At 70.0% G+C, this 26,321-nt stretch carries 19 protein-coding genes and 1 pseudogene; 5 read left to right on the top strand and 15 right to left on the bottom strand.

Features of this window, described 5'->3' with window-relative positions; translation table 11 throughout:
- Positions 1-26: 26 nt before the first annotated feature.
- From purL to rpsT, 8 genes are all read right to left on the bottom strand, one after another.
- Entirely contained in the window at positions 27-2,252 is a 2,226-nt protein-coding gene (gene purL, locus ASG63_RS23480; RefSeq protein WP_056222719.1) for a phosphoribosylformylglycinamidine synthase subunit PurL, read from the bottom strand.
- Positions 2,253-2,362: 110 nt separating this feature from the next.
- On the bottom strand, positions 2,363-3,526 hold the full coding sequence (locus tag ASG63_RS23475) for a hypothetical protein (protein WP_056222716.1): 1,164 nt from the start codon (positions 3,524-3,526) through the stop codon (positions 2,363-2,365).
- A gap of 172 nt (positions 3,527-3,698) precedes the next feature.
- Positions 3,699-5,549 (bottom strand): DNA helicase RecQ, encoded by a 1,851-nt coding sequence (gene recQ / locus ASG63_RS23470; protein WP_056222713.1) that lies wholly within the window; start codon positions 5,547-5,549, stop codon positions 3,699-3,701.
- Positions 5,550-5,817: 268 nt separating this feature from the next.
- Positions 5,818-6,429, bottom strand: a complete 612-nt coding sequence (locus tag ASG63_RS23465; protein WP_056222710.1) for a LysE family translocator — start codon at positions 6,427-6,429, stop codon at positions 5,818-5,820.
- A 14-nt stretch (positions 6,430-6,443) separates the two neighbouring features.
- Entirely contained in the window at positions 6,444-7,571 is a 1,128-nt protein-coding gene (recF, locus tag ASG63_RS23460) for a DNA replication/repair protein RecF (protein ID WP_056222707.1), read from the bottom strand.
- A 60-nt stretch (positions 7,572-7,631) separates the two neighbouring features.
- Entirely contained in the window at positions 7,632-8,753 is a 1,122-nt protein-coding gene (gene dnaN / locus ASG63_RS23455) for a DNA polymerase III subunit beta (protein ID WP_056222704.1), read from the bottom strand.
- A 187-nt stretch (positions 8,754-8,940) separates the two neighbouring features.
- The gene (dnaA, locus tag ASG63_RS23450; RefSeq protein WP_056223003.1) at positions 8,941-10,455 is read right to left on the bottom strand and encodes a chromosomal replication initiator protein DnaA; all 1,515 of its coding nucleotides are present in this window, start codon (positions 10,453-10,455) and stop codon (positions 8,941-8,943) included.
- Positions 10,456-10,995: 540 nt separating this feature from the next.
- Positions 10,996-11,262, bottom strand: a complete 267-nt coding sequence (rpsT, locus tag ASG63_RS23445) for a 30S ribosomal protein S20 (protein WP_055951936.1) — start codon at positions 11,260-11,262, stop codon at positions 10,996-10,998.
- Between the two features lie 238 nt (positions 11,263-11,500).
- On the opposite strand from rpsT, the gene speB reads away from it, so the two are divergent.
- Together speB and ASG63_RS23435 are read left to right on the top strand one after the other, a co-directional pair.
- The gene (gene speB, locus ASG63_RS23440) at positions 11,501-12,493 is read left to right on the top strand and encodes an agmatinase (RefSeq protein ID WP_056222701.1); all 993 of its coding nucleotides are present in this window, start codon (positions 11,501-11,503) and stop codon (positions 12,491-12,493) included.
- 270 nt (positions 12,494-12,763) lie between these two features.
- Positions 12,764-13,399, top strand: a pseudogene (locus ASG63_RS23435) (glutathione S-transferase family protein).
- 44 nt (positions 13,400-13,443) lie between these two features.
- Here ASG63_RS23435 and ASG63_RS23430 read toward each other — a convergent pair.
- The 4 genes from ASG63_RS23430 to ubiE form a co-directional block, all read right to left on the bottom strand.
- A complete protein-coding gene (locus ASG63_RS23430) occupies positions 13,444-13,731 on the bottom strand; it encodes a hypothetical protein (RefSeq protein ID WP_244480013.1) in 288 nt (95 codons plus the stop codon).
- Between the two features lie 269 nt (positions 13,732-14,000).
- A complete protein-coding gene (coaBC, locus tag ASG63_RS23425) occupies positions 14,001-15,272 on the bottom strand; it encodes a bifunctional phosphopantothenoylcysteine decarboxylase/phosphopantothenate--cysteine ligase CoaBC (RefSeq protein WP_056222698.1) in 1,272 nt (423 codons plus the stop codon).
- Between the two features lie 47 nt (positions 15,273-15,319).
- A complete protein-coding gene (gene ubiB, locus ASG63_RS23420; protein ID WP_056222696.1) occupies positions 15,320-16,876 on the bottom strand; it encodes a 2-polyprenylphenol 6-hydroxylase in 1,557 nt (518 codons plus the stop codon).
- A 31-nt stretch (positions 16,877-16,907) separates the two neighbouring features.
- A complete protein-coding gene (gene ubiE, locus ASG63_RS23415) occupies positions 16,908-17,693 on the bottom strand; it encodes a bifunctional demethylmenaquinone methyltransferase/2-methoxy-6-polyprenyl-1,4-benzoquinol methylase UbiE (RefSeq protein ID WP_056222692.1) in 786 nt (261 codons plus the stop codon).
- 131 nt (positions 17,694-17,824) lie between these two features.
- On the opposite strand from ubiE, the gene mutM reads away from it, so the two are divergent.
- A complete protein-coding gene (mutM, locus tag ASG63_RS23410; RefSeq protein ID WP_056222690.1) occupies positions 17,825-18,724 on the top strand; it encodes a bifunctional DNA-formamidopyrimidine glycosylase/DNA-(apurinic or apyrimidinic site) lyase in 900 nt (299 codons plus the stop codon).
- A 241-nt stretch (positions 18,725-18,965) separates the two neighbouring features.
- The gene (locus ASG63_RS23405; RefSeq protein WP_082559477.1) at positions 18,966-20,369 is read left to right on the top strand and encodes a sensor domain-containing diguanylate cyclase; all 1,404 of its coding nucleotides are present in this window, start codon (positions 18,966-18,968) and stop codon (positions 20,367-20,369) included.
- A 7-nt stretch (positions 20,370-20,376) separates the two neighbouring features.
- Here ASG63_RS23405 and ASG63_RS23400 read toward each other — a convergent pair whose 3' ends face one another.
- The 3 genes from ASG63_RS23400 to uvrB form a co-directional block, all read right to left on the bottom strand.
- Positions 20,377-21,090 carry a YidB family protein gene (locus ASG63_RS23400; RefSeq protein WP_056222687.1) on the bottom strand — a complete coding sequence of 238 codons (714 nt, stop codon included), beginning with the start codon at positions 21,088-21,090 and terminating at the stop codon, positions 20,377-20,379.
- Between the two features lie 50 nt (positions 21,091-21,140).
- On the bottom strand, positions 21,141-21,524 hold the full coding sequence (locus tag ASG63_RS23395) for a hypothetical protein (protein ID WP_338011826.1): 384 nt from the start codon (positions 21,522-21,524) through the stop codon (positions 21,141-21,143).
- A 103-nt stretch (positions 21,525-21,627) separates the two neighbouring features.
- A complete protein-coding gene (uvrB, locus tag ASG63_RS23390) occupies positions 21,628-24,453 on the bottom strand; it encodes an excinuclease ABC subunit UvrB (RefSeq protein WP_056222991.1) in 2,826 nt (941 codons plus the stop codon).
- 154 nt (positions 24,454-24,607) lie between these two features.
- Here uvrB and ASG63_RS23385 point away from each other — a divergent pair, with 154 nt between their 5' ends.
- A complete protein-coding gene (locus ASG63_RS23385; RefSeq protein WP_056222683.1) occupies positions 24,608-26,227 on the top strand; it encodes a glycosyltransferase family 61 protein in 1,620 nt (539 codons plus the stop codon).
- Positions 26,228-26,321: the final 94 nt, after the last annotated feature.

Raw genomic sequence — 26,321 nt, 5'->3', positions numbered from 1 at the left:
CTCCTGACGGTCGGAAAGGGGGGGCTTCAGGCCGGGACGCCCGCCGGTTGGCTCGCCATGTAGGCCGGCAGCCAGCCCTCGTGGGTCTCGCGCAAGGTGGCCACCGATATGGTCTCGCCGTGCGGCAGGGTCAAATGGTCGTTGCCCGTCACGCCGATCACGGCCGCCGGGATGCCCTGGGCCGAGGCGCTGTAGAGCAGGTCCGGTGCGGTCTCGGGGTCGACGGCCAGGAGGTATCGGGCCTGGTCCTCGCCGAACAGGTAGGCATGGGTCGCCAGGCCCTGGGGCACCTCGGGGAGGGCGGCGCCGATGCCGCCCGCCATCGCCATCTCGGCCAGCGCCACGGCGAGGCCGCCGTCGGACAGGTCGTGGACGGTGTCGACGAGACCCGACGTGATCAGCCCGCGCACGAAGTCGCCGTTGCGCCTCTCGATGGCGAGGTCGACCGGGGGCGGAGCCCCTTCCTCGCGCCCGGCGATCACCGAGAGGTAGACCGACTGGCCGAGCCAGCCGGCGGTCTCGCCGATCAGCACCAGGACGTCGCCGGCGCGCTTGAGGTCGAGGGTGGCGTGGCGCGTGACGTCGTCGAGGACGCCGACGCCGCCGATGGTGGGGGTCGGCAGGATGCCGACGCCGTTGGTCTCGTTGTAGAGCGAGACGTTGCCGGAGACGACGGGGAAGTCGAGGGCCCTGCAGGCCTCGCCGATGCCCTTCAGGCAGCCGACGAGCTGGCCCATCACCTCGGGCTTCTCCGGGTTGCCGAAGTTCAGGTTGTCGGTGATGGCCAGCGGCCGTCCGCCAACCGCCGTGATGTTGCGCCAGGCCTCGGCCACGGCCTGCTTGCCGCCCTCCACGGGATCGGCCTCGCAGTAGCGCGGGGTGACGTCGGCGGTCATGGCGAGACCGCGCGGACCGTCCTCGACCCGCACGATGGCCGCGTCGCCGCCCGGCTTCTGCACGGTGTTGCCGCCGATGAAATGGTCGTACTGCTCGTAGACCCAGCGCTTCGACGAGAGGTCGGGCGAGCCCACCAGGCGCTTCAGAGCCTCGGCGCTGCCCACGGTCTCGGGCACGTCGGCGGCGGCGAGCACCGGCTGGTGCGTGTTGGCGATGTGGGGCCGGTCGTAGAGGGGCGCCTCGTCGCCGAGCTCCTTGATCGGCAGGTCGGCCATGACGACGCCGTCATGCTTCACGACGAAGCGCAGCGTGTCGGTGGTGTGCCCGATGATCGCGAAGTCGAGGCCCCACTTCACGAAGATCGCCTCGGCCTCGGCCTCCATGCCGGGCTTGAGCACCATGAGCATCCGCTCCTGGCTCTCGGAGAGCATCATCTCGTAGGCGGTCATGCCGGCCTCGCGGGCCGGCACCTTCTCGATGTGGAGCTCGACGCCGAGGTCGCCCTTGGCGCCCATCTCGACGGCCGAGCAGGTAAGGCCGGCGGCCCCCATGTCCTGGATCGCGATCACGGCGCCCGAGGCCATCAGCTCGAGGCAGGCCTCCAGCAGCAGCTTCTCGGCGAAGGGGTCGCCGACCTGCACGGTGGGGCGCTTCGACTCGGAGGCGTCGTCGAACTCGGCAGACGCCATGGTGGCGCCGTGAATGCCGTCGCGACCGGTCTTCGAGCCGAGATAGACGATCGGATTGCCCACGCCGGTGGCGGCCGCGTAGAAGATGCCGTCGGTGCGGGCGAGGCCCACCGCCATGGCGTTGACGAGGATGTTGCCGTCGTAGCGCGGGTGGAAGCCCATGGCGCCGCCCACCGTCGGCACGCCGAAGGAATTGCCGTAGCCGCCGATGCCCGCGACGACGCCGGAGACGAGGTGGCGGGTGCGCGGGTGGTCCGGCGAGCCGAAGCGGAGGGCGTTCAGGGCGGCGATCGGGCGCGCGCCCATGGTGAACACGTCGCGCAGGATGCCGCCGACGCCGGTCGTCGCGCCCTGGTAGGGCTCGATGAAGCTCGGGTGGTTGTGGCTCTCCATCTTGAAGACGCAGGCGAGCCCATCGCCGATGTCGATCACGCCGGCGTTCTCACCCGGGCCCTGGATCACCCAGGGCGCCGAGGTCGGCAGGCCGCGCAGGTGCTTGCGGGACGACTTGTAGGAGCAATGCTCGTTCCACATCGCCGAGACGATGCCGAGCTCGGTCAGGGTCGGGTCGCGCCCGATCAGGCCACGGAAGCGCGCGTACTCGTCCGGCGTCAGGCCGTGCTGGCGGACCAGTTCGGGGGTGATCGGAACATCGTTGCGGAACATGCGACCCTCTCGGCACCGCCCCCGTCCGGGTCCGGCCGTGCGTGACGGCTCTAAAGCGGAACGCCGCGCCGTGGCAACACGCGATCGTGGCGCGAGCGCGATCCGCGGCCCTAATCCTCCGGGCTTTCGGCGATGAATCGCCCCTTAGGCTGCTCCTTCACGTCGCGCCAGCGCCGGATCAGCGCATGGACGGGTTCGGGGCCGGCCACGAAGGCGACGTAGTCGAAGGCCTCCGGGTCGCGGCTCGACATGAGCAGCTGGAAGTGCATCCGGAACAGGTTCCACTTGCGCCGGGCGATGATGCGCGTCTCGATCAGATCCTCGATCCGGACGTGAATCTCGACGGGGCGATGGGCCAGGGGCGCCGGAAGCTTCGAGGCGCTGAGCGGATTGCGCTGGTGGACCGAGAGCCAGTCCCACTTGGCCCGGACGTCGAGCCAGCGGATCGCATCGCTCGCCGCCACCCGGGCGAGGGCGCCGCGGGTCTCGGTGGCGCGGGGATCGAGGGTGATCCACGGGATGACGCTGCCGATGCTCACGAAGGAGACCGGCGTGCCGCGCCGGCCGAATTCGGGATCGGCGACGAGCACCCGGTCGAGCGCCTCGAGTCCGAGGAAGCTCGACGAGGAATGGCCGATGACCACGATCTCGGAGGCCTGGCCCTCCGCGCCCCGGATGATCGACGCGAAGGCGTCGAGCCGGGCGCGCATCCGGGTGTCGGCGCCGCTGGCGTGATCGTGGGTGAAGGCGGTGTCGTCGACGAGATGCGCCACGTAGAATGGCTTGCCGCGGGTCGCCCGCATGAGCAGCGCGAGGAGCCCGTAGGCCAGCACGGGCACCGCCAGGAGCCCCCAGATCCCGGACAGGCCAGGCACCAGGGCGACGGCAGCCGACGCGAGGCCGAGGCTCAGGACGACGAGGAACAGGTAGATCAGGTGGACGCCGACGATGACCCGGGCGAAGCGCCGGGCCTCACGCCGGAAGGGAGCGACGTAGCCCGACCGGATCAGGCGCCACCACAGGGCCGGCACCTCGAGCAGGCGGCGTCCGTTGGTGCGGGGGAACCGGGCCGCGACGATGTCGTCCCAACGCAGGAGAGTGTAGTGCGTCGTGTGTCCGTCGAGATCCACGCGCCAGTCGACGGCCAGCCCGTCCGCGCTCCGCTCCGGATCGCCCACCGTGATCGCCAGTCCGCGCCGGACGGCCGTGAGCCGGGCTTCCCGCCGGAACAGACCCCAATAGGTCTCGGGTTCGCGGGGATCGAAGCCCGGCATGTAGAAGACCTGACGGGCAGCCGGTGCGGGCGGTTCTGAAGGCGTGATGATGGGGACCCGTCCGATTCGAAGCTGGCGGTCGCTGGCCGCGCCCGTCCCTACACGATGGCGATCCGGATAGACGAGTGCGAAAGCGCATCCGGGCGCCGTCGGGGCGCCCCGGCCGCACGTCCTACCGGGTGGCCGGCGCGTGGGACAGGAAATCCGCCACCGCCGCGACGAAGCGCTCGCCGTAGGCCTCGCGCTTGCGCTCGCCGACGCCGTGGACCGTGCGCAGGGCGTAGAGGTCGACGGGCTTGGTGCGCGCCATCTCGATCAGGGTCCGGTCGGGGAAGACCATGAAGGCGGCGATGCCCTCGGCCCGGGCGATGGTGGCGCGCAGGCCGCGCAGGTGCTGGAACAGGGCCTCGGTGGCGGGATCGAGATCCAGGCTCGCGTCCTCGCGGGCCGCCCCGCGCTTGCGGTCGCGCGGCTCGGCCACCTTCGGCTCAGGGTCGGGCCGCATCTGGATGGCCTCGCGGCCGAACAGGATCGCCTCGCCCTTGTCGGTGAGCGAGAGCCCGCCGAACCCGTCGCCGTTCTCGGTCACGGCCCCGGCGGCGAAGAGCTGGCGCAGCATCGCGCGCCAAGCGGCGATGGGCTTGTCGGCACCGACCCCGAAGGTCTTCAACGCCGCGTGGCCGTTACGCCGGATCGTGTCGGATTCCTTCCCGTGCACCACGTCGCAGACATAGGCGGCGCCGAAGCGCTGGCCGGTGCGCACGATGGCCGAGAGCAGCTTCTGGGCCGGCACCGTCGCGTCGATGAGCGAGACGCCGCTGCGGCAGAGGTCGCAGCGCCCGCAGGGTTCGCTCGCCTCGCCGAAATAGCCGAGCAGCGACTGGCGCCTGCAGGTGGCCCCTTCGCAGAGCGCGATCATGGCTTCCAGCTTGCGCCGCTCCACGCGCCGGCGCTCGTCCGGCACGTCCTTCTCGTCGATCTGGCGGCGGCGCAGGGCCATGTCGTCCAGGCCGTAGATGGTCAGGGTGTCGGCGGGCAGGCCGTCGCGGCCGGCGCGGCCGATCTCCTGGTAGTAGCCCTCGACGTTGGAGGGCATGTCGGCATGGCAGACGAAGCGCACGTCGGGCTTGTTGATGCCCATGCCGAAGGCCACCGTGGCGGTCATCACTACGCCGTCCTCCTGCAGGAAGGTGTCCTGGTTCCGCATGCGCGTGCCCTGGTCGAGGCCGGCATGGTAGGGCAGGGCGTTGAAGCCGTCCTTGGCCAGGGTCTCGGCCAGTTGCTCGGTGCGCTTGCGGGACGAGCAGTAGATGATTCCGCTCTCGGCGCGCCGGTGGCGCAGGAAGCGCTCGATCTGGCGGGTGGGGTTGTCCTTCGGCGTGAAGGTCAAGCGGATGTTCGGCCGGTCGAAGGAATGGACGAAGGCCTTGAGTTCGCGACCCGCCGGGAACAGCCGCTCGGTGATGTCGGCCCGGGTCGCCTTGTCGGCAGTGGCGGTGAGCGCCACGGTCTGGACGTTGCCCAGGGCCTCGCGGGCCCGGGCGAGGTCCCGGTATTCCGGACGGAAGTCGTGACCCCATTGCGAGACGCAGTGCGCCTCGTCCACGGCGAGCCGGCGCACGCCGGCGCCCCGCAGGGCATCCATGAGCCCCTCCATCATCAGCCGCTCGGGCGAGACGAAGAGCAGGCGCAGGTCGCCGGAGCGGATCTGCCGCCAGGTCTCACGGGAGGTCGCCTCGGCGACGGACGAGTTCAGCGTCGCGGCGGCCACACCGAAGCCGAGCATCTGCTGCACCTGGTCGTGCATCAGGGCGATCAGCGGCGAGACCACGACGGTCAGCGACGATTCGACGAGCGCCGGCAACTGGTAGGTCATCGACTTGCCGGAGCCCGTGGGCATCACGGCGAACACGTCGGTCCCGTCGAGGACGGCGCCGATCACCTCGTCCTGGCCCGGCCGGAAATCGTCGTAGCCGAAGGTGGTCTTCAACGCGGCGCGAGCCTCGTCGAGGCGGCTTGTCATGGGCATCCTGGCCTGATGGTGAGCGGGCGGGCCGCTTGCGGCGCCGATGTGTCGGCAAGACGCTCGACGCGTCTACACGGGTGACGCGTCGATCCGGGGATCGGCATAATGCCTCTGACCATCCGAAGCGAGGAGGTCAATCGCCTCGCCGAGAAGGTGACGACCTGGCCAAGACGAGCCAGACCGAAGCGGTGCGCCGGGCCCTCGCACAGGAGTTCATCGGCCACGACTTTTCGCAGACCGACATCGCATCGGCCCTCGCCGGATGTCAGCGCAGGGCGATGGCGGCCGCCGCGCCGGCCATGACGGTCGCGGAGCCCTGGTTGATCCGGCGGCGGGCGCGCCGTGAGGTGAAGGCCCGGCGGGCGCGGTCGGCCGCGAGAACGTAGAGTCCGAGCACCGTCCCGAGCACCGAAACCAGGGTCGCTGCCATCGTCAAGAGGCCAAGCGTCGAAAGGTGCGGAAGGTCGACGACGCTGGGGAGGAGGGCGAGGAAGAATAGGATCACCTTCGGATTGCCGAGGGTCATCGTGAGGCCGCCCAGGAAAGCGCGCACGGCGTCCTGGCGCGGCGAAGCAGCCGGAGCGGTTGTGCCCACCGGAGCGTTCCAGGTCTTCCAGGCCAAGTAGACGAGGTAGAGGACGCCGCCTGCCTTCAGGGCCACGAAGGCGGGTGCGAAAGCCTGGGCCAGGAGCGCGAAACCGCAGGCGGCGATGGTGAACCACGTGAGGTCGCCGACGATCATCCCGAGGATGAATCCCAGAATGCCGCGGGTGCCCGAGGTCATCACGCGAGCAACGAGTGCGGCGATTCCAGGCCCCGGCGAGGCTACGGCGCCGGCGTAGATCAGCGCGAAGAGGAGAAGGCTGGAAAGGGGCATGGTCCCGCCACGAATCAATCCCGGGCGATCCGCCCGTCCGCGACCTTGACCATATCGGCCCGCCCGTCCAGCTCGCCGAACAGGGCCGGGTCGGCCCCCGTCATCCAGACCTGCCCCTGCAGGGCTTCGAGGGCATCGAAGAGCCCGGCGCGCCGGCGCGGATCGAGATGGGCCGCGACCTCGTCGAGCAGGATCACGGGCGACAGGCCGCTCATGGCCTGGACAAGGCGGGCATGGGCGAGGACGAGGCCGATGAGGAGTGCCTTCTGCTCGCCGGTGGAGGCGGTGGCGGCGGGCACGTCCTTCGGGCCGTGGCGGACCACGAGGTCGCTGGTCTGCGGTCCGCTCAGGGTTCGGCCGGCGGCGCGGTCGCGGCTGCGGCCCTGGCGCAGGGCCATGCGGAAGCGGTCCTCGGCCTCGATCGCGGGCCAGACCGCCACGAGGTCGTCGAGGTCGCCTTCCAGGCGCAGGCCGGCCCAGGGAAAGGGCTGGGCATCGTCACGGGTCTCGGCGATGAGCCGATCCAGGCGCTCGGCAGTCTCGCGCCGAGCCAGCGCCACGGCGACGCCGAGCTCGGCCACCTCCCGCTCGATCGCGTCGAGCCATTGGCCATCGTTGGGCCGCTCGTCGAGCAGGCGGTTGCGCGAGCGCAGGGCGCGCTCCATCGCGTTGACGCGGGCGCCGTGGCTCGCGTCCACCGCGAGGACGAGGCGGTCGAGAAAGCGGCGCCGGTCACCGGCCGGGCCGCGAAACAGACCGTCGAGATCCGGGGTCAGCCAGACCACCCGGAGGAACTCCGAGAAGGCCACGGGCGAGGGCGCGGTGGCCCCGTCGATCCGGCACAGGCGGGCGGCGCGGCCGTCGAGGCCGGGCGGTTCGTAGCCGGTGCCGATCCGATGCTCGGTCTCATCCCCCGCCAGGGTCATGGACACGGCGAAGCCGCCCGGCCCGCCGGTCCGCGGCATCGCCGAGAGGTCGGCGCGGCGCAGGCCGCGTCCCGGCGAGAACAGCGAGATCGCTTCCAAAAGGTTGGTCTTGCCGGCCCCGTTCTCGCCCACCAGGGCGACGAAGCGACGGTCGACCGCGAGGTCGAGGTCGGCGTGGTTCCGGAAGTCGCGGCAGATCAGACGGGTGAGACGCACCCGCCTGCCCTTAGCCGATCACCCGCGGCCTGTCTCGCACCGCGACGCCACGAGCGGCGATCACACCCGCATCGGCATCAGCACGTAGAGGGCGGCGGCGCCCTCGCGGTCCTGGATCAGGGTCGGGGAGCCCGGATCGGCCAGCTTGAAGAGGGCGGTGTCGCCCTCGAGCTGACTCGTGATGTCGAGGAGGTAGCGGGCGTTGAAGCCGATATCGAGGGCGGGGGCGTCGTAATCGACGTCGAGTTCCTCGGTGGCGCTGCCGGAATCGGGGTTGTTCACCGAGAGGGCGAGGCGGCCCTCCTGCACGGCGAGCTTCACCGCCCGGCCGCGCTCCGACGAGATCGTCGAGACGCGATCGACGGCCTTGGCGAAGACGTCGCGCTCGACAGTGAGGAACTTGTCGTTGCCCGACGGGATCACGCGCTGGTAATCCGGGAAGGTCCCGTCGATCAGCTTCGAGATCAGCACCACGCCGCTGGCGAACTTGAAGCGGATCTTGGCCGGCGACAGGTCGATCTCGACGCTCTCGCCGCCATCCTCCACCAGCTTGATGATCTCGGCCACCGCCTTGCGGGGCACGATGATCCCCGGCATGTCGCGGCTGCCCTCGGGCGCCTCGATCTCGACGCGGGCGAGGCGGTGCCCGTCGGTGGCGACGCCGCGCATGCGCAGGGTCCCATCGACCTCGATGGTGTGGAGATAGATGCCGTTGAGATAGTAGCGCGTCTCTTCCGTCGAGATCGCGAACTGCGTCTTCTCGATCAGGCGCTTCAGGTCGGAGGCCGCGATCACGAAGCGGGTCGGCAGCTCGCCGGCCGCGAGATCGGGGAAATCACCCTCGGGCAGGGCGCCGAGCGAGAAGCGCGAACGCCCCGAACGGATGGTCATCTGCCCGGTCTCGCCGCTGGTCTCGAGCGAGACCTGGGCGCCGTCCGGCAGCTTGCGCACGATGTCGTAGATGACGTGGGCGGGCACCGTGGTGGCGCCGGCATCCACCACGTCGGCCGGAATGGTCTCCGTCACCTCGATGTCGAGGTCGGTCGCCCGCAACTCCAGGCTGCCTGCGTCGCAGCGGAGGAGGACGTTGGACAGGATCGGGATGGTATTGCGGCGCTCCACCACGCGGTGCACGTGGCCGAGCGACCGAAGAAGGGCCGCACGCTCGACAGTGACTCTCATGGTCTGAACTCGTGGTCTCTAGTCGGACGTCGCCGGAACGGGCGCGATCGAAGCGCTCCGGTTCCACGTGCGCCCTGGCACCGTGGCCGTCGAACTTGGCGAAGCCTCCGGGCGAACGCAAGTGCGAGAGGCCGGCTATCCGCGGATGTTTCGGGGCGTCGCACGACGGCGCGACACCCCGGCGCGCTCAATCCTGCAGCATGCGCTTCAGAAGCTCGACCTCGTCGTTCAGGACGTTGTCCTCGCCGATCAGCTTGTCGATCTTGCGCACGGCGTGCAGCACGGTGGTATGGTCGCGCCCGCCGAAGCGGCGGCCGATCTCGGGCAGCGAGCGCAGGGTGAGCACCTTCGACAGGTACATCGCGATCTGGCGCGGCTTGACCACGGCGGCGGTGCGCCGCTCGGACAGGATGTCGGAGCGCGAGACGTTGTAGCGCGAGGCCACCAGCTTCTGGATGTCCTCGATCTTGATGCGCTTGGGCTCGCGGTTCTTCACGAGATCGCGGATCGCCGTCTCGGCGGTCTCCATGGTCACGGCCGTGCCCGTGAGGGTGGCGTGGGCCAGGAGACGGTTCACGGCGCCTTCGAGATCGCGACCATTGGCCGTGATCGCCCGGGCGACGTAGGTGGCCACCGTCGGGGACACCTCGAAGTTCGGATGCGAGACCTGCACCGCGGCCAGGCGCGCCGAGAGGATCGAGGCGCGCAGCTGCTCGTCGAGGCTGCCGATCTCCACCACGAGGCCACCGGCCAGGCGCGAGCGCACGCGCTCCTCCAGGGCTTCGAGCTCGGTAGGCGGACGGTCCGAGGCGACGACCACTTGGCGGCCGGCATCGATCAACGCGTTGATGGTGTGGCCGAACTCGGCCTGGATTGACTTGCCCTGGATGAACTGGACGTCGTCGAGGATGAGGAGGTCGATGGCGCGCAGGCGCTCCTTGAAGGCCAGCGCGTTCTGGGTCTTCAGCGCGTTGACGAAGCCGTACATGAAGCGGTCGGCGGTGAGGTAGATCACCCGGCGGCCGGATTCCCGGGCGGCATGGCCGATGCCGTGGAGGAGGTGGGTCTTGCCCAGGCCGACGCCGGCATGGAAGTAGAGCGGGTTGTAGAGGGCACCCTGGCCGTCGTGGCGGGCGACGCGCTCGGCGGCGGCGTGGGCCAGGGCGTTCGAACGGCCGACGACGAAGCTCGCGAAGGTCAGGCGGTTGTCGAGGGGGGCGCCGTTGAGGTCGCCGCCGGCCTCGCCGCGCGGGGCCTGGGCCGACTCGCCCTCGGAGACGTTCAGGCCGTCCCCGTGCGACGGCATCGCCGAGCCGGCGGCCTGGAGGCGGGCGAGGGGGCTCGCGGCGCTGCTCGCCGTCTTCGGGACGCTGGGAACGGGGCGGGCCGCGGCGGAGGGACCCCGTACCGAGACGTCGAGGCGCGACACGGTCTCGACCTCGCTGCGGAAGGTGTTCAGCACCCGGTCGAGGTAGTGGGATTCGATCCAGCTCTTGAGGAATCGGGTGGGCACCGTGAGGCGGGCGGTTCCGTCCAGGACTTCCACCAGTTCGAGGCGGGCGAACCAGCTCGCGAACACATCCTCGCCCAATTCCGCCCGCAGGCGCCGCTTCACCCGGGCCCAGGCAGCCACCGTATCGGGACCGCTCACGCCGCTCATGCCCATCTCGGCATTGCCGGACACGCTACCGTCGACATGCATCATCGCTCTCCTCGTCCCGAGAGCGGAGGGCCGCCACCGGTACGTACGCACACTTGACTGACGTTGCGCCCCGCGAGGCATTCGCGAGACCCATATTGCCGGACCAGAGTCAACTGCCTCCGGGAAGGCTTTTGTCGATGAAGCAAGCCTATCAACAATAAGCTACGGTTCTCCTAACAACGGGACTTACGGGGATAGCTAAAATTGCAGCAATTCCGACGCGGGGTTCCGGTGCCGAGTCCAGGCGACGCTCCCAACTTGTGTACGATTCGCCCTGGACTCGCCGTGACCGGGTATTTGTTGGTTCATCGTGACACATCGTTAAGCTACACTCGCCCTCGACAGGTCGCAACAAGACAGATTCCAGTTAGCGTTAACGCCGTGTCACCGGATCTGTCCCGATTCGGGCGTGTAAGGGGCGTCGTCTCGCATGGTCTCGGTCGCGGCGGGCGCGTGTTCCGCGCAAGGGCCGCAGAAGCCGAAACGAAAAAAGCCCGGCATCGCTGCCGGGCTTTTTCGCATCTCTGCTGGAAGGATGGCTTAGGCGGCGAGCGCCTTCACCCGCGCGGCGAGGCGCGAGACCTTCCGGGAGGCGTTGTTCTTGTGCACGATGCCGTGCTGGGCGGCCCGCATGATCTCGGGCTCGGCGGCGCGGAGGGCGGTCAGCGCGTTGGACTGATCACCGGCGGCGATGGCCTCCTCGACCTTGCGGACGAAGGTGCGCATACGGCTGCGACGCGAGCGGTTGACCGCGGTGCGCTTCGCAATCTTGCGGGTCATTTTCTTGGCCGACACGGTGTTGGCCATGGGGCATCCTCGTCACGTTTGAGGCGATCGCGACGGGCCCGCGGGCTTGAGTGTCGGTGGATCGCGTGCAGGTTGTTCGGGCAATGGCGAAGCCGACGATCGCGGAGTGCGCGTCCGTCGGCGATGTGGGCTCTATAGCCACGCGTTGCCGATCCGTCAACGGAACGTCATCGTGCCGTCGTCGGTTCGGCGCCCAGGGGGGCTGTCGACGCGCCACCCGAGCGCGAGAGGAGAGCGGATGCGGAGCGAGGCGGATCGGGCGCGGATCGCGCGGCATCGACCCCAATCGGGCATGGCGACCCCGCGATTCTCGGGGCTCGCCAGTTTCATGCGCCTGCCAGTGATCGACCCGTCCGAAGCTCCGGGGCGAATCGATATCGGCCTCATCGGCATTCCCTTCGACGGCGCGACCACCAACCGGCCCGGCACGCGGCTCGGTCCGCGCGGCGTGCGCGAGGCCTCCACCGGCACCCGCGCCCGGAACGCCGCCACCGGCGTGGCACCCTACGACCTCGCGGCCTGCGCCGATCTCGGCGACGTTCCCGTCAATCCCGTCGACGTGGCCGCCACGGCCCGGGCCATCGAGGCCTTCTACCGGCCCCTGGCGGATGCCCGGATCGTTCCGCTCTCGGTCGGGGGCGACCACTTCGTCACCTACCCGGTGCTCCGGGCCCTCGGAGGAGCGCGTCCCGTCGGCCTGATCCACATCGATGCCCACGGCGACACCGATGACGCGCAGTACGACGGCACGCGCCTGACCCACGGCACGCCGTTCCGCCGCGCCATCGAGGACGGCGTCCTCGATCCCCGCCGGATGGTGCAGATCGGCCTGCGCGGCAGTACCGATTCGGCGGACGAGCTCGACTGGGCCCTGGCCCAGGGCGTACGCATCCTGCCGATGGAGGCGGTGATCGATCGCGGCCTGCCAGCGGTCCTGGCCGAGGCCCGCGCCGTGATCGGCCCCTTGCCGGCCTACCTGAGCTTCGACATCGACGCCCTAGATCCCGCCTATGCGCCCGGCACCGGCACGCCGGAGATGGGGGGCTTCACGGCGCGCGAGGCGCTGCAGATCGTGCGGTCCCTGCGCGGCCTGGATCTCGTGGGTGCCGATGTGGTCGAGGTCGCACCGCCCCTTGATCCCTCCGGTGTGACGGCGCTCGCGGGGGCGACTCTTGCCTTCGAGATCCTCTGTCTCCTCGCCGAGGCGGTCGAGGCACACAGATCGGGTTGAGCGAGCGGCCGACACACGGATGTCCGGCGGACCGGTTGAGAACCCTCTCGCGCTGAATCGCCGGGAACGAACCGAATCGGTGCTCACCGACGAGAATGGGACGCGGGCAAGCCTGGATATTAGTCTGATAGCGGGCGTGCGCGACCTCAGGCGAGCGCAGACCCGCACCCTCCCGGGCCCGGCGCCGCATCGGGCACTGGTTCGAACGGTTGACCTAAGCGGTCCCGGCGCAGAGCCTGCGCCGACCGATTCACCCGGAAGGTCTGCCGCTTGGAACCCGATCTCACGCTCTACCACGCCCCCCAGACGCGATCCTCCGGCGTGCGCATCCTGCTCGAGGAACTCGCCGCGCCGCACACCCTGGACGTTCTGGACCTGCCGTCGGGACGGGGGCGGGAACCCGAGTACCTGCGGATCAATCCCCTGGGGAAGGTGCCGGCCCTGCGCCACGGCGAGGCGCTGATCACCGAGCAGGCGGCGATCTACCTCTACCTGGCCGACCTGTTTCCCGAGCGGGGCCTCGCTCCGCCCATCGGCGACCCGCTGCGCGGGCCGTACCTGCGCTGGATGGTCTTCTATGGCTCGACCTTCGAGCCGGCGGTGGTCGACCGGGCACTTCAGCGCGAGCCCGGTCCGAGGGCGATGTCGCCCTACGGCGACTTCGACGCGGTGCTGGGGACGGTGGTGGAGGCGCTGACGCCGGGCCCCTACCTCCTCGGCGACCGGCACTCCGCCGCCGATGTGCTCTGGGGCGCCGCGCTCAGCTGAACCACGAGCTTCAAGCTGGTGCCGGAAGAGCCCGCGATCATGGCCTACCTCGCCCGCATCAACGCCCGTCCGGCGGTCCGCAAGATCATGGCGGCCGAGGCCGCTCTCTCGGCGGAGCTGGAGGCGGCGCGGGCCTGAGCGAGGGGCCGCCCCCGTGCAGGAGAAGGGATACGGCCGGACGCTCAGCCCGGCGGCAGTGCCGCTCCGCTGCCCCGGGCCACCATCTCCTGCGGGGGAACGTCCGCCGCGAAGGCGGCGATCAGGTGAACGCCGATCACAGGGCCGAACACCAGTGTCATCATCACGGCCATGATCAGCGCGACGCTGGCGTCGCCCGGCGTGGAACGCCGTGTCCTGGGCCGGCGCGCCTTGACGCGCACGAGCTTGGAGCCATCCGCGCGGCGGAAGCTGAGGGTCCGCACGGGCGCCACGGCGACGCGCAGGCGTGGAAAGGCATTCGAGAAGGTCATGAGCTCACCTCGTTCGACCGGGCCATCGGGGCCGGTCGCGGGCGAGCCGGATCAAGCGATCAGGCGCGGGTCTCGCGGAGGGCCATCGGCGGCGCGGTCCATCGACTACTGTCGCTGGGCATTGGGGTCGGGAGTTCCTGTGGAGTTGCGCGGGCGAGCGGATCTGCTGCACGTGCGAACGACGCCGAAATGATGCGGCGAGAGGCGTTAGTCAAGCCTTAACGCGCCAGCCCGCGATCGGCTCCGCACGCTTGTCCCGAGCCTGTGGATCAGGCGTCGAGGAGGCGGGCGAAACGCTGGATCAGCCTTCGACCGACCTCGTCCTTGTCGAGGGTCGGCCAGGTCTCGACGATGCCGTCGCGCCCGACCAGATGGACGGTGTTGGCGGTGCCGCCCATCACTCCGCCGGCCGGCGACACGTCGTTGGCGACGATGAGGTCGCAACCCTTGCGGGCGATCTTGGCGCGGGCGTTCTCGAGAACCCGGTCGGTCTCCGCCGCAAAGCCGACGACGAGGCGGGGGCGCCCGGCCGAGCGTCCCGCGATGGTAGCGAGGATGTCGGGGTTCTCGACCAGGGCGAGGGGCGCCGGCGCGGAGCCGTCCTTCTTGATCTTGGACGCGCGCGTCTCGGCCGGTCGCCAGTCGCCGACGGCGGCGGCGAAGATGGCGAGGTCGGCGGGGAGGGCGGCCTCCACCGCCGCCAGCATCGCGCGGGCGGTTTCGACCGGGACCACCTGCACACCGGGCGGGTGGGGAATCGCCACCGGCCCGGAGACCAGGATGACCGTCGCGCCGGCCGCCGCCGCGGCGGCCGCGATGGCATGGCCCTGGCGACCGGAGGAGCGGTTGGCGAGGTAGCGCACGGGGTCGATCGGCTCGTGGGTCGGCCCGGAGGTGACGAGCACGCGCCGGCCGGCCAAGGGGCCGGACGCCGCCTCGGCGGTCGCGCCGCGTCCCGCCAGGAAGCCGAAGCCCGAGGCTGGACGGGCCTCCGCCAGCATCGTCTCCACCGCGTCGGCGATCTCGGCGGGCTCGGCGAGGCGGCCGGGCCCGAACTCCGCTTCGGCCATGGCGCCTTCATTGGGACCGACGACGCGGACGCCGTCGCCGCGCAGGGTCGCGAGATTGCGCTGCGTGGCCGGGTGCTGCCACATCCGCACGTTCATCGCGGGCGCGATCAGGATCGGCAGGGTCGTGGCCAACAGCACCGTGGCGGCGAGGTCGGACGAATCGCCCGTGGCCATGCGGGCCATCAGGCTGGCGGTGGCCGGCGCGACCACGATGGCGTCCGCGTCCCGGGCAAGCTTGATGTGACCGATGTCGGCTTCCTCGGCCCGGTCGAACAGGTCCGTATGGGCGCGTTCACCGGCGAGGGCCGCCGCCGCCAGGGGCGTCACGAATTCCTGGGCCCCCTTGGTCAGGAGCGGGCGCACCTGTGCCCCGCGCTCGCGCAGGCGCCGGATCAGGTCCAGCGCCTTGTAGGCGGCGATGCCGCCCCCGATGACGAGGAGGATGCGGCGGTTCTGGAGCGGGCGGGTCATGGTCGAACCCCTCGGGAGGCGAGCCTGACGGAGCGTTGCAAGGCAGGCTACCGGAACGCCATCACCAGCGCACCGATGGCGATGCCCCACAGGGCCACCGTCGACCAGATCGCGCGCTTGCGCTCGGCCCGGGCGAAGGCGTCGAGGCGACCGGCGTCGCTGGAACCCCGCTCGTCGAGGCGCACCAGGATGCGGCGCAGGCGCTGGGCGAGGTCGGGGAGGTCCGAGACCACGTCGGTGATGGTCAGAGCGGCGCGGCCGAGGCTCTCGACACGGCCCACCGGCCCGAGGTTGCGGGCGATCCAGGAGCGCACCACGGGCTCCGCGCCGGTCCACATGTCGAGTTGCGGATCGATCGAGCGGGCGACGCCCTCGACCACCACCATGGTCTTCTGCAGCATCACCAGTTCGGTGCGGGTGCTCATGTCGAACAGGGCGGTGATGTCGAACAGCAGGGTGAGCACCTTGGCCATCGAGATCTCGTCGGCCTTGCGCTGATGGATCGGCTCGCCGATCGCTCGGATCGCCTGGGCGAAATCCTCGACCGAATGGTGCGCCGGCACGTAGCCGGCCTCGAAATGCACCTGGGCCACGCGCTTGTAGTCGCGCAGGATGAAGCCGAGCAGGATCTCGGCGAGGAAGCGCCGCTCCATGTGCCCGAGCCGGCCCATGATGCCGAAATCGACGGCCACGAGCGTTCCGGTCGGATCGACGAACAGGTTCCCCGGATGCATGTCGGCGTGGAAGAAGCCGTCCCGGATGGCGTGGCGCAGGAACGACTGGATCACGGCCCGGCCGAGGGCCTTCGGGTCGTGTCCGGCCGCCACGATGGCGGCGCGGTCGTTGAGGCGGATGCCCTCGATCCACTCGCTGGCGAGCACGTCGCGGGCGGTCAGCTCCCAGTCGGGCTTCGGCACGCGGAAATCCGCGTCGTCCCGGGTGTTCTGCGCCAGCTCGGACATCGCGGCCGCTTCGAGCCGGAAGTCCATCTCCATCATCACGGAGCGGGCGAGGATCTCCACCACCTCGCGGGGGCGCAGGCGCTCAGCCTTGGGCGAGAGCACGTGGACCACGCGGGCCATGAAGCGCATGACCTGAAGGTCGCGCTGGAAGCGCTCGCGCACGCCCGGGCGCATGATCTTGATCGCCAGCACGCGCTCGGTGCCGTCGAGGTCCAGGCAATGGGCCTTGTGGACCTGCGCGATCGAGGCCGCCGCGATGGGCGGGCTGAACGAGACGAAGAGATGCGCCACCGGCTTGCCCAGGGCCGCCTCCACGAGACGGATCGCCGTCTCCTGCGGAAACGGCGGGACCCGGTCCTGCAGGGTTTCGAGGTCACGGGCCGCCGCCATGCCGACGATGTCGGGGCGGGTGGCGAGGAATTGGCCGAACTTGACGTAGCTCGGTCCGAGGCGCGTCAGGGCGCGCTGGAGCGGGCCGGCGCCGACCCCCAGGCCGGGACGCTCCAGCATCCGGCCGATCCGCAGGACGAGGCGGAGGTGCGGCGGCAACTCGGTCGGGTCGACCAGGGCGAGGGCGCCCTCGCGCGCCAGCACGAAGCCGACATGCGCGCCGCGGGCCAGGTGAACGACGGCGCCGAGCATCAGGCCGCCCGCGTCGTCACGAAACCCGCCGTCACGAGACCTTCCAGCCCGAATGGATCGCCACGATGCCGCCCGTCAGGGGCCGGTGGCTGACGTGCCGGAACCCGGCCGCCTCGATCATGCCGGCGAAACGCCCGGGGGAGGGGAACTTACGGATCGATTCCACGAGGTAGCGGTAGGAATCCGCGTCGCCGGCCACGCGCGCGCCGAGGCGCGGGATCACGTGGAACGAGTAGGCGTCGTAGATCCGGTCGAGCACCGGCAGGTCGACCTTCGAGAATTCGAGGCAGAGGAACCGGCCGCCGGGCTTCAGGACCCGGTGCGCCTCGGCGAGCGCCTTGTCGATCCGGGGTACGTTCCGAATGCCGAAGGCGATGGTGTAGGCATCGAACCGCTCCGCCGGGAGGGGCAGCGCCTCGGCATTGGCCGTGACGAAGTCGATGCGCCCGGTGAAGCGGTCCCCGGCCCGCTCGGCGCCGACGCGCAGCATGGCCTCGTTGATGTCGAGCACGGTGGTGTGCGTCGCGGGGCCGCCGGCCTCCAGGGCGCGGAACGCGATGTCGGCGGTGCCGCCGGCCACGTCGAGGTGCCGGAAGGGCCGGTTGCGCGGCGGCCGCAGCATCGAGATGAGGTGCGACTTCCAGGCGCGGTGCAGCCCACCCGACATCAGGTCGTTCATGAGGTCGTAGCGCTTGGCGACGGAGCGGAAGACGTCGTCGACGCGCCCCTGCTTCTCGTCGAGGGACACGCTTTCGAAGCCGAAATGCGTGCTCGCCTCGTCCGCGGATTGATCGACCGACCGTTTCACCGAACTCATGGACCACCCTCTCGCGGACGCTCATAGCGAAACGTGGCCGAAATCGCCATCTGCCATCCGAGCCCAGTCCCCATCGGCGACGCCGCACGTGCCCCATCGGCGATGCCGCACCGAAGAACCCGATCGCACGCATGCCCGAACTCCCGGAAGTCGAAACCGTACGGCTCGGCCTCGCCCCGGCCCTGGTGGGGTCCCGCTTCAGCCGCGTGATCCTGCGACGTCCGAACCTGCGCTTCCCGTTCCCCGACCGCTTCGCCGAGCGCCTGGAGGGTCGCACGGTCACGGACCTCGCCCGTCGGGCGAAGTACCTCGTGGCCGGTCTCGATTCGGGAGAGTCGCTGATCATGCATCTCGGCATGAGCGGGCGCTTCGACGTGGCCCTGCCGGACGGGCGCAATCTCTCACCCGGCGATTTCTACCTCGAGGGCGCACAGGGCAACGCCAAGCACGACCATGTCGTCATGGCGATGTCGAACGGCGCCACCGTGACCTACAACGACGTCCGGCGCTTCGGTTTCATGGATCTCGTTCCGACCCCCGCCCTGGGCGAGAGCCGGCACTTCGCCGGCATGGGGATCGAACCCCTGAGCGAGGCCCTGACCGCGGACGCCGTCGCGCGCCTGTTCCGCAACAGGATCACGCCGCTGAAGGCCGCCCTCCTAGACCAGCGACTGATCGCCGGTCTCGGCAACATCTACGTCTGCGAGGCCCTTCATCGGGCGGGGCTGCACCCCGAGATGCGGGCGGGACAACTCGCCAGACCGGACGGGACGCCGACACCGAAGGCCCGGCGGCTCGCCAAGGTCATCGGCGAGGTTCTGACCGAGGCCGTGGCGGCCGGAGGATCGACCCTGCGCGATTACGCCCATACCGATGGCGGCAGCGGCGCGTTTCAACACGCGTTCCGGGTCTACGACCGGGTTGGTCACCGTTGTGGAGCGCGGGGATGTACTGGCACGATCGAGCGGATCGTCCAATCCGGGCGATCGACATTCTTTTGCGCGACTTGCCAGATCCGTCCGACAAAATAACGGGGGATGATGACGTGCCGCACCTTCGTTCTGGAAATGCTCGGACCTGGCTCGTTAAAGCTCATTTCGTAAATGGATGCGAACATGATGTCCGGCGAATGGGCATCCGGTTCTTCGGAAGACTGTCCGTCCAACTACACGATGAGCGCTTTCAGCCCGATGCAATCGGCTGGGCCCGGCACCCCGGAGGTGCCGGGCCCAGCCGGTCGGGTTCGCCGGTCCGCTGGAATTCAGGGCACGCATGTACCCCAAAGCGAGCAACGAAGCCGAGCGCCTGAGGGCGCTGCAGGATCTCGACATCCTGCAAGCGGAACCCGAACCGCATTTCGACGCCGTCTGCCGCACGGCGGCGGTCCTGTTCGGCATGCCGATCTCCTACGTCTCGCTGATCGCGGAGGACCACCAGCACTTCCTGGCCAAGTGTGGCCTCGACCTCGACGAGACGGCGCGCGAGGGCGCATTCTGCAACTACGCCATCCTGTCGGACGACGTGTTCGTGGTGGAGGATGCCTGGGCGGATCCGCGCTTTCGCGAGAGCCCCCTGGTGATCAATCCGCCGCATGTCCGGTTCTACGCGGGCGCCCCGCTCGTCGCCGAGGCCGGGTTGCGCGTCGGCATCCTCTGCGTCGTCGATCAGGTCCCGCGCCGGTTCGCACCGGAGGATCGCGCGCGGCTGCAAGATCTGGCCTCGGTCGTGGCGGCACAGCTCAGCCTGCATCGGGCGAAGGCCAAGCTGCGGGAGCGCGAGGCCCATTACCGGCTTCTCGCCGAGAACAGCTCCGACATGGTGATCTGGGCCACCCTCGACACCGTGCGCCGCTACGTCTCGCCGGCCTCACGTACCCTCCTGGGCTACGAGGCCGAGGAACTGATCGGCACCCGGCCCCTGGACCAGGTCCATCCCGCCGATGCCGAGGCGTATGGACGGCTCCTGTCCGATCTCGGCGCGGAGCGCGTCACCCGGGCGGTGTCGACCCAGCGCTACCGCCGGAAGGACGGCAACTGGATCTGGGTCGAGGTCAATTTCAACCTGACCTACGATGCTGACGGCGGGCGTGCGACCGGCTACGTGGCTGCGGCGCGCGACATCAGTGCGCGCAAGGAGGCGGAATTTCAGATCGCCCACATGGCACGGCACGACGCCCTGACGGATCTCGCGAATCGGACGCTGTTCCGCGAGCGCCTCGTCCAGGAACTCGCCGTGAGCCAGCGTCGCGGGGCCACCTTCGCCGTCCTCTGTCTCGATCTCGACCGCTTCAAGTTCGTAAACGACACCCTCGGCCACCATGCCGGCGATATCCTGCTGCGGACGGTCGCGAACCGCCTGCGCGCCCTGGTCCGGTCCGAGGACACCGTCGCGCGGATCGGAGGCGACGAGTTCATGATCATCCAGACCGGACCCGTGGTGAGCAGCAGCATCCGGACCCTGGCCCAGCGCCTGATCGAGGTCGTGTCTCAGCCGATCGACGTCGACGGCACCAGTGTCACCGTCGGCGTAAGCGTCGGCGTCGCGATGGCGCCCCAGGACGGGACCGAGCCCAACCTGTTGTGCCGGAATGCCGACCTCGCCCTGTTCCAAGCCAAGGATTCCGGGCGCAACACCTTCCGGCTCTACGAGCCCGGCATGCGCTTCGGTTCGCCCTGACGGGCGGTCACCAGCCCCGGATATCCTCCCCTGTGGGTCGGCGGCCCTGCGGCGTCAGCCCGTTGATGACCTGGGGCAGGGCCTGGGCGAGCTGCGACAGCAGGTTGTCCCGGTCCAGGCCGGTGCGCTGTTGAAGGGCGTTCACCGTGTCGGAACCGAGGGCGTCGGCGAGACGATCGGGCGCCACGGGACGATTCTCGCCGGAGCCGATCCAGGATTCCATGACGTCGCCGAGGCCCCCGCGCTGGAAGCGGTCGATCAGCCCGTCGAGCCCGCTGCGGCCGTCCTGCGCCTCGTGATCGAGATGCGCGTAGGGCCCCGCACCGGCGCTGCGATCCTGAGGAGCCGAGGCACGGTCGCCAGGGCCGTCGAGCATCCCGGACAGGTCGCTGAAATCGCCTTCGCGTCCGGGCAGGGGCGAGGCGTCTTCGCCCCGATCGCGGCCGTAGCCCGGCTCCGGGCCGCGGTCCTGGCCGAAGCCGCCGATGTCACCCCCATCATCGCCGCGGGGCGGGTGGCCCTCGTCGTGACGGCCGCCGCCCAGGAGATCCCCGAGGCCTCCGGCACCCTTCGACATCAGCAGCATCAAGAGGGCCTGAACGATCGGCGACATCGCCCCGCCGAGCATGCCGCCACTTGAGCCGCCACTCCGCTCGGGCTCGCGCCCGCCGCCGAGCACCTGTCCGAGAACGCCGCCGATGACTTGATCGAGCAGGCCCATATGCGCTTCTCCCCTGTGTCGATGAATGGTGGCGGCCCCGCGCCGACGCCTCAGTCGCGGCGCGTTCCACCCGTGGCCGCGCGATCCTTCGCCGGAAGGTGGTCCAGCGGGTTCGTACGCGCACCCGGCTTTGCGTCCGATGCGGTGACGGCGGTCGGGGCGGAGATCGCCTTCGGCGGCGCGACCTGGCCAGTCGGCCGCTCGGCGGCGCCGGCCGCGGTGTCGCGGCCGGGCAGGGTGCCGGGCGTCGGCTGATCGTTGGGATTGGCCACCGACTGTGCCGAGGCCGGCCGCAGGCTCGCGGGCCCGACGAGCAGGCCGACGGCGCCCGAGAGGGCGAGGCCCGACAGGAACAGGGCGGTGATCGCACCGCCGGCGCGGGGCCGGAAGGCCGGGCGGCCTGCCCGGGAGCGGGGCGAGAATGGGTGGGTCACGGGACAGGCTCCGAACGGGAGGGGGCGTCTGTTGCCGAACCAAGCCCTGCCGCCGCCGATGGGTTCCGGCCCGCCGCGGGCAAACCGCCGGGGTCCCGTGCGGTCAGCCGCGTTTGCGTCCGCCCCCGCCCTTGTATTTCGGCTTCTGTCCCCCGAGCCCCTGAGTCGAGCGGGCCTTCGGGCGCTCCTGCCAGACCGGAGCGCCGACCGGCAGCTCGCGGTCGGTCCCCGGCCCCATATTGTCGAGGGTCGGCTTGGAAATGCGGCTCTGCTTGGCGCCGAAGCGCCCCGCCTCCCGCTCCACGTCGCCCTGGCGGGCCATGGGATCGTCCGAGACCAGCAACTCCGTGGCCTGCAGGCGTTTCAGTTCGTCGCGCAGGCGCGCGGCCTCCTCGAAGTCGAGATCGGCGGCCGCCGTGCGCATCCGCTTCTCCAGGTCGGCCATGACCGCCTTGAGGTTGTGCCCGATGGTGACGGCGTTCTTGGCGAGCCCCGTATCGACCTGGACGTGGTCGCGCTCGAAGACGCTGTCGAGGATGTCGGCGATGCCGCGCTTCACGCTCTGGGGCGTGATGCCGTGCTCTGCATTGTAGGCGAGCTGCTTGGTCCGACGGCGCTCGGTCTCGGCCATCGCCCGCTCCATCGAGCCGGTGATGTTGTCCGCATAGAGAATGCAGCGCGCGTCGGCGTTGCGGGCCGCGCGGCCGATGGTTTGAACCAGCGAGGTTTCCGAACGCAGGAAGCCCTCCTTGTCGGCATCCAGGATGGCCACCAGGGCGCATTCTGGAATGTCGAGGCCCTCGCGCAGGAGGTTGATGCCGATCAGCACGTCGAAGGCCCCGAGCCGCAGGTCGCGGATGATCTCGATGCGCTCCAGGGTATCGATGTCGGAGTGCATGTAGCGCACGCGCACGCTGTTCTCGTGCAGGTACTCGGTCAGGTCCTCGGCCATGCGCTTGGTCAGCGTCGTCACCAGGGTGCGGTATCCGGCCTGCGCCACCTCGCGGACTTCGCCCAGGAGATCGTCGACCTGGGAGCGGGCGGGTCGGATCTCGATCACCGGGTCGACGAGGCCGGTGGGGCGGATGACCTGCTCGGCGAAGACGCCGCCGGTCTGCTCCATCTCCCACTTGGCCGGCGTGGCCGAGACGTGGATCGATTGCGGTCGCATCGCGTCCCATTCCTCGAACCGCAGCGGGCGGTTGTCGAGGCAGGAGGGCAGGCGGAAGCCGTACTCGGCCAGGGTCGCCTTGCGGCGGAAGTCGCCCTTGTACATGCCGCCGATCTGCGGAACCGTGACGTGGCTCTCGTCGGTGAAGACCAGGGCGTTGTCCGGCAGGTACTCGAACAGGGTCGGCGGTGGTTCGCCGGGCTTGCGCCCCGTGAGGTAGCGCGAATAATTCTCGATGCCGTTGCAGGCGCCGGTGGCCTCGATCATCTCGATGTCGAAGGTGCAGCGCTGCTCGATGCGCTGCGCCTCGATCAGGCGGCCCATCTTCGTCAGCTCGTCGACCCGCAGCTTGAGCTCGGTCTTGATGCCCTTGATCGCCTGCTGGAGCGTCGGGCGCGGCGTCACGTAGTGCGAGTTAGCGTAGACCTTCACGAACTTCAGGTCGTTGATCTTCTTGCCCGTAAGGGGATCGAACTCGGTGATGGATTCGATCTCGTCGCCGAACAGGCCGATGCGCCAGCCGCGGTCTTCCAGGTGGGCGGGCCAGAGTTCGATCACGTCGCCGCGCACCCGGAAGGTGCCGCGGGCGAAGTCCGACTGGATGCGCTTGTACTGGAGCGCCACGAGGTCGGCGATGAGCTGGCGCTGCTCGATCTTCTCCTCAAGCGACACCGTGAACGACATCGCCGTGTAGGTCTCGACCGAGCCGATGCCGTAGATGCACGAGACCGAGGCGACGATGATGACGTCGTCGCGCTCCAGCAGGGCGCGGGTGGCGGCGTGGCGCATCCGGTCGATCTGTTCGTTGATCGACGATTCCTTCTCGATGAAGGTGTCCGAGCGCGGCACGTAGGCCTCGGGCTGGTAGTAATCGTAGTACGACACGAAATACTCCACCGCGTTGTCAGGGAAGAAGCTCTTGAACTCGCCATAGAGCTGCGCCGCCAGGGTCTTGTTCGGCGCGAGGATCAGGGCCGGCCGCTGGGTCGCCTCGATGATCTTCGCCATCGTGAAGGTCTTGCCCGAGCCGGTGACGCCGAGCAGCACCTGATCGCGCTCGGCTTTCTTCACGCCGTCCACCAGCTCGGCGATGGCACGGGGCTGATCGCCGGCCGGCTCGAACTCCGATTTGAGCGTGAAGGCGAGACCGCCCTCGGACTTCTTCGGCCGATCCGGCCGGTGCGGCACCCAGGTCTGGCCATCCCGGAACAGCGGGTTGCCTTCGGTGAGCAGGCGCGACAGCGCGTCCACGGTGGCCGAGACGCCGTCCGCGGCCAGCGAGGTCTCCTGATCATCCGCCGGCTCGACCGCCCCCAGGCCCTCCGGGACCGGTCCGTCCTCCGGCGCGCGCAGGCCCAGGGCCTGGGCGAGGCGCGGATCGACGTCGGCTGCTTCGCCCTGGGCGAAGGTCGCCTGCGCGGCCTCGCCGAAGCCCATGCCGGAGGCCTTGTCCGGGACGATCGCCGGGGCCTTGCTGGAAGCCGAAAGCGCCTGGCCCGAAGCCGCGGGCGCCTTGGCACGTCCGCGCGGCGGCTTCGGCTGGCCCGGACGGGCCGGGGCCGGCGGCGCGACCGGCGGCAGGCGGTTCCGGTTCAGGGCCGGGCTGAGGAGGGCCGCCAGGTGCTCGTCGAGGGGCTGGAGCTCGGGCTTCGACGCCTTGGAATTCGGCGTCCTCGGTGCGGACGCCTTCGTTCCGGAAGCCTTTGCCCCCGCGGCCCTGGGGCCCGCGCCCTCGGCGCCCGCACGCTTGCCGTCCAAGCCCTTGCTGTCCGAGCCCTTGGAATTCCCGACGTTCGTGGTCAGAACCTCCGCGTCGGGAGCTGGGTCGGACGCAGCGCGTGGCTTCTTCGGAGTCGGCATGGTGCAAGTATGGTTTCTACCGGCCGCTTGGAAAAGGGTCCGCAGCGGCCGGATGCTGCGCGCCCGTCGCTCCGCCGAGGCCGGAAACACCGCACGGGGCGATTTATCGCGCCTCGCCCTCGTGCCCGCCATCCTCGCCATGGCAACGCGGCCGAGCGCGATCCTGATCCTCTGCGATGAACCCGTTCCCGGACTCGAACCGTTCGGACGCCGCTTCATTCAGGCGCCGATCTGTCTCGTCACCGCCAATCCCGATCTCGCGACCCGGGCTCCGGGCGATGTCACCGTGGCATGCGGCCGCCTGGACGATCGGCGCTGGCTGCGCGGGCTGGCACGCTTTCACGGCCCGAGCCTGATCGTCGACCAGCGTCGCTGTTCCGAGGCCGAACGGGCTTTCGCCTTCGCCGTCCTCTATCCCATGCTGGCCCGGGGCGGCGTCTACGCGGTGCCGGAGCGCACGGGATTCCGGGCGCGCCTGCCCGCCCTGAACCCGTCGGCGCGCCTCCTCGACCAGCGGCTCGCGGCCCTGGGCGAAGGGGGCCGACGCCACGGCGGGTACCGGATGGTGGGCAAGCCGGATGCCGCTCCTGCTCCGATCCGCCTCCGGCCCGCGGCCGAGATCCCGGCCCCCTCGGCGATCTCCATCGATGCGCCGCCGTATCGGCGGGCCCTCGCCGAACTGGTCGGGGCGCCGCCGCGGATCGCCGACTTCGCGGCGCGGTTCTCCGGCTCCGAGGCCGTGCCCCCCGGGGCACGCGTCTACCGATTCCGGGATGCCCGCGTCTTCGGGTTCGCACTGGTTCAGGTGGGCGATGCCCTGGTCGAGGAGAGCCTCATCAACCGCGATCGCGGCGATTATCTCGGCGCCCTGACGCTGGCGCCCGACGGAACGGGTTCGGTTCACCACACCCTCCCCCATCCGCGCCGGGTGTCCGGCCGCACGGTGCATCTCTGGCAGCTCTGGGCCGAGAATTACGGGCACTGGCTCATCGAGTGCCTGCCCCGTCTCCACGTCGCCGCCCGCGCCGGTCTGCTCGACGGCGCCAAGGTCACCGTTCACGCCATTCCGGCGATGGAAACGGTCTACCGGGACTCCCTGGCGGCCCTGGGCATCGGCGCGGATCGGATCGTCTGGCTCACGCAGCGCGAGGTCGTCTTCGCGGAACTGGTCTATCCGACCCCGATCACCCGGCAGCCGATCACCAAGTCGCCCCTCGTCATCGACTCCGCGCGGGAGATCCGCCAGCGGATCGGCCCCCCGCCCGAGCCGCTGGCGGAGCGGATCTACGTCAGCCGCAACCGCAACGCGCGGCGGCGCCTCGTCAACGAGGCGGAGGTGATCGCCGTGCTGGCGGAGCGCGGCTACCGAACCGTTCATCCGGAGACAGAGTGTTTCGCGCGCCAGGTCCAGATCTTCGCCGCCGCACGCTTCGTCATCGGCGGGATGGGGGCCGCCCTCAGCAACCTCGCCTTCGCCGAGCCCGGCGTGCGCTGCCTGATGCTGACCAACCAGGACATGCTCGACGACTTCTTCCTCGATCTCGTCGGCCTCGTGCGCGGCACCTACGTCTGCATCCACGGCAGCAGCGCCGCACCGGATCTCGGGATGCAGTCCGACTACGCGATTCCGATCGACATCCTGCGAGAGACCCTCGACCGCCACGGGTTCTAACGGCAGCCGCAAAGAATCCGCCCCTCCGTTCCTCGACACCTGCGCCCGCGGAGCTAGGTTGCGCGCAGGACCGCCGCCGCATCGCGCCCCAGAC

The organism is Methylobacterium sp. Leaf94, from assembly GCF_001426045.1.
Taxonomy (GTDB): domain Bacteria; phylum Pseudomonadota; class Alphaproteobacteria; order Rhizobiales; family Beijerinckiaceae; genus Methylobacterium.
This window is presented reverse-complemented; position numbering and strand designations above follow the sequence as displayed.

Bases quoted from the DNA above. Each gene is read 5' to 3' on its own strand.
- purL (WP_056222719.1), bottom strand. From the start codon at position 2,252: ATGTTCCGCAACGATGTTCCGATCACCCCCGAACTGGTCCGCCAGCAC.
- ASG63_RS23475 (WP_056222716.1), bottom strand. From the start codon at position 3,526: ATGCCGGGCTTCGATCCCCGCGAACCCGAGACCTATTGGGGTCTGTTC.
- recQ (WP_056222713.1), bottom strand. From the start codon at position 5,549: ATGACAAGCCGCCTCGACGAGGCTCGCGCCGCGTTGAAGACCACCTTC.
- ASG63_RS23465 (WP_056222710.1), bottom strand. From the start codon at position 6,429: ATGCCCCTTTCCAGCCTTCTCCTCTTCGCGCTGATCTACGCCGGCGCC.
- dnaN (WP_056222704.1), bottom strand. From the start codon at position 8,753: ATGAGAGTCACTGTCGAGCGTGCGGCCCTTCTTCGGTCGCTCGGCCAC.
- dnaA (WP_056223003.1), bottom strand. From the start codon at position 10,455: ATGCATGTCGACGGTAGCGTGTCCGGCAATGCCGAGATGGGCATGAGC.
- rpsT (WP_055951936.1), bottom strand. From the start codon at position 11,262: ATGGCCAACACCGTGTCGGCCAAGAAAATGACCCGCAAGATTGCGAAG.
- speB (WP_056222701.1), top strand. From the start codon at position 11,501: ATGCGGAGCGAGGCGGATCGGGCGCGGATCGCGCGGCATCGACCCCAA.
- ASG63_RS23430 (WP_244480013.1), bottom strand. From the start codon at position 13,731: ATGACCTTCTCGAATGCCTTTCCACGCCTGCGCGTCGCCGTGGCGCCC.
- coaBC (WP_056222698.1), bottom strand. From the start codon at position 15,272: ATGACCCGCCCGCTCCAGAACCGCCGCATCCTCCTCGTCATCGGGGGC.
- ubiB (WP_056222696.1), bottom strand. From the start codon at position 16,876: ATGCTCGGCGCCGTCGTTCACCTGGCCCGCGGCGCGCATGTCGGCTTC.
- ubiE (WP_056222692.1), bottom strand. From the start codon at position 17,693: ATGAGTTCGGTGAAACGGTCGGTCGATCAATCCGCGGACGAGGCGAGC.
- mutM (WP_056222690.1), top strand. From the start codon at position 17,825: ATGCCCGAACTCCCGGAAGTCGAAACCGTACGGCTCGGCCTCGCCCCG.
- ASG63_RS23405 (WP_082559477.1), top strand. From the start codon at position 18,966: ATGTACCCCAAAGCGAGCAACGAAGCCGAGCGCCTGAGGGCGCTGCAG.
- ASG63_RS23400 (WP_056222687.1), bottom strand. From the start codon at position 21,090: ATGGGCCTGCTCGATCAAGTCATCGGCGGCGTTCTCGGACAGGTGCTC.
- ASG63_RS23385 (WP_056222683.1), top strand. From the start codon at position 24,608: ATGCTGCGCGCCCGTCGCTCCGCCGAGGCCGGAAACACCGCACGGGGC.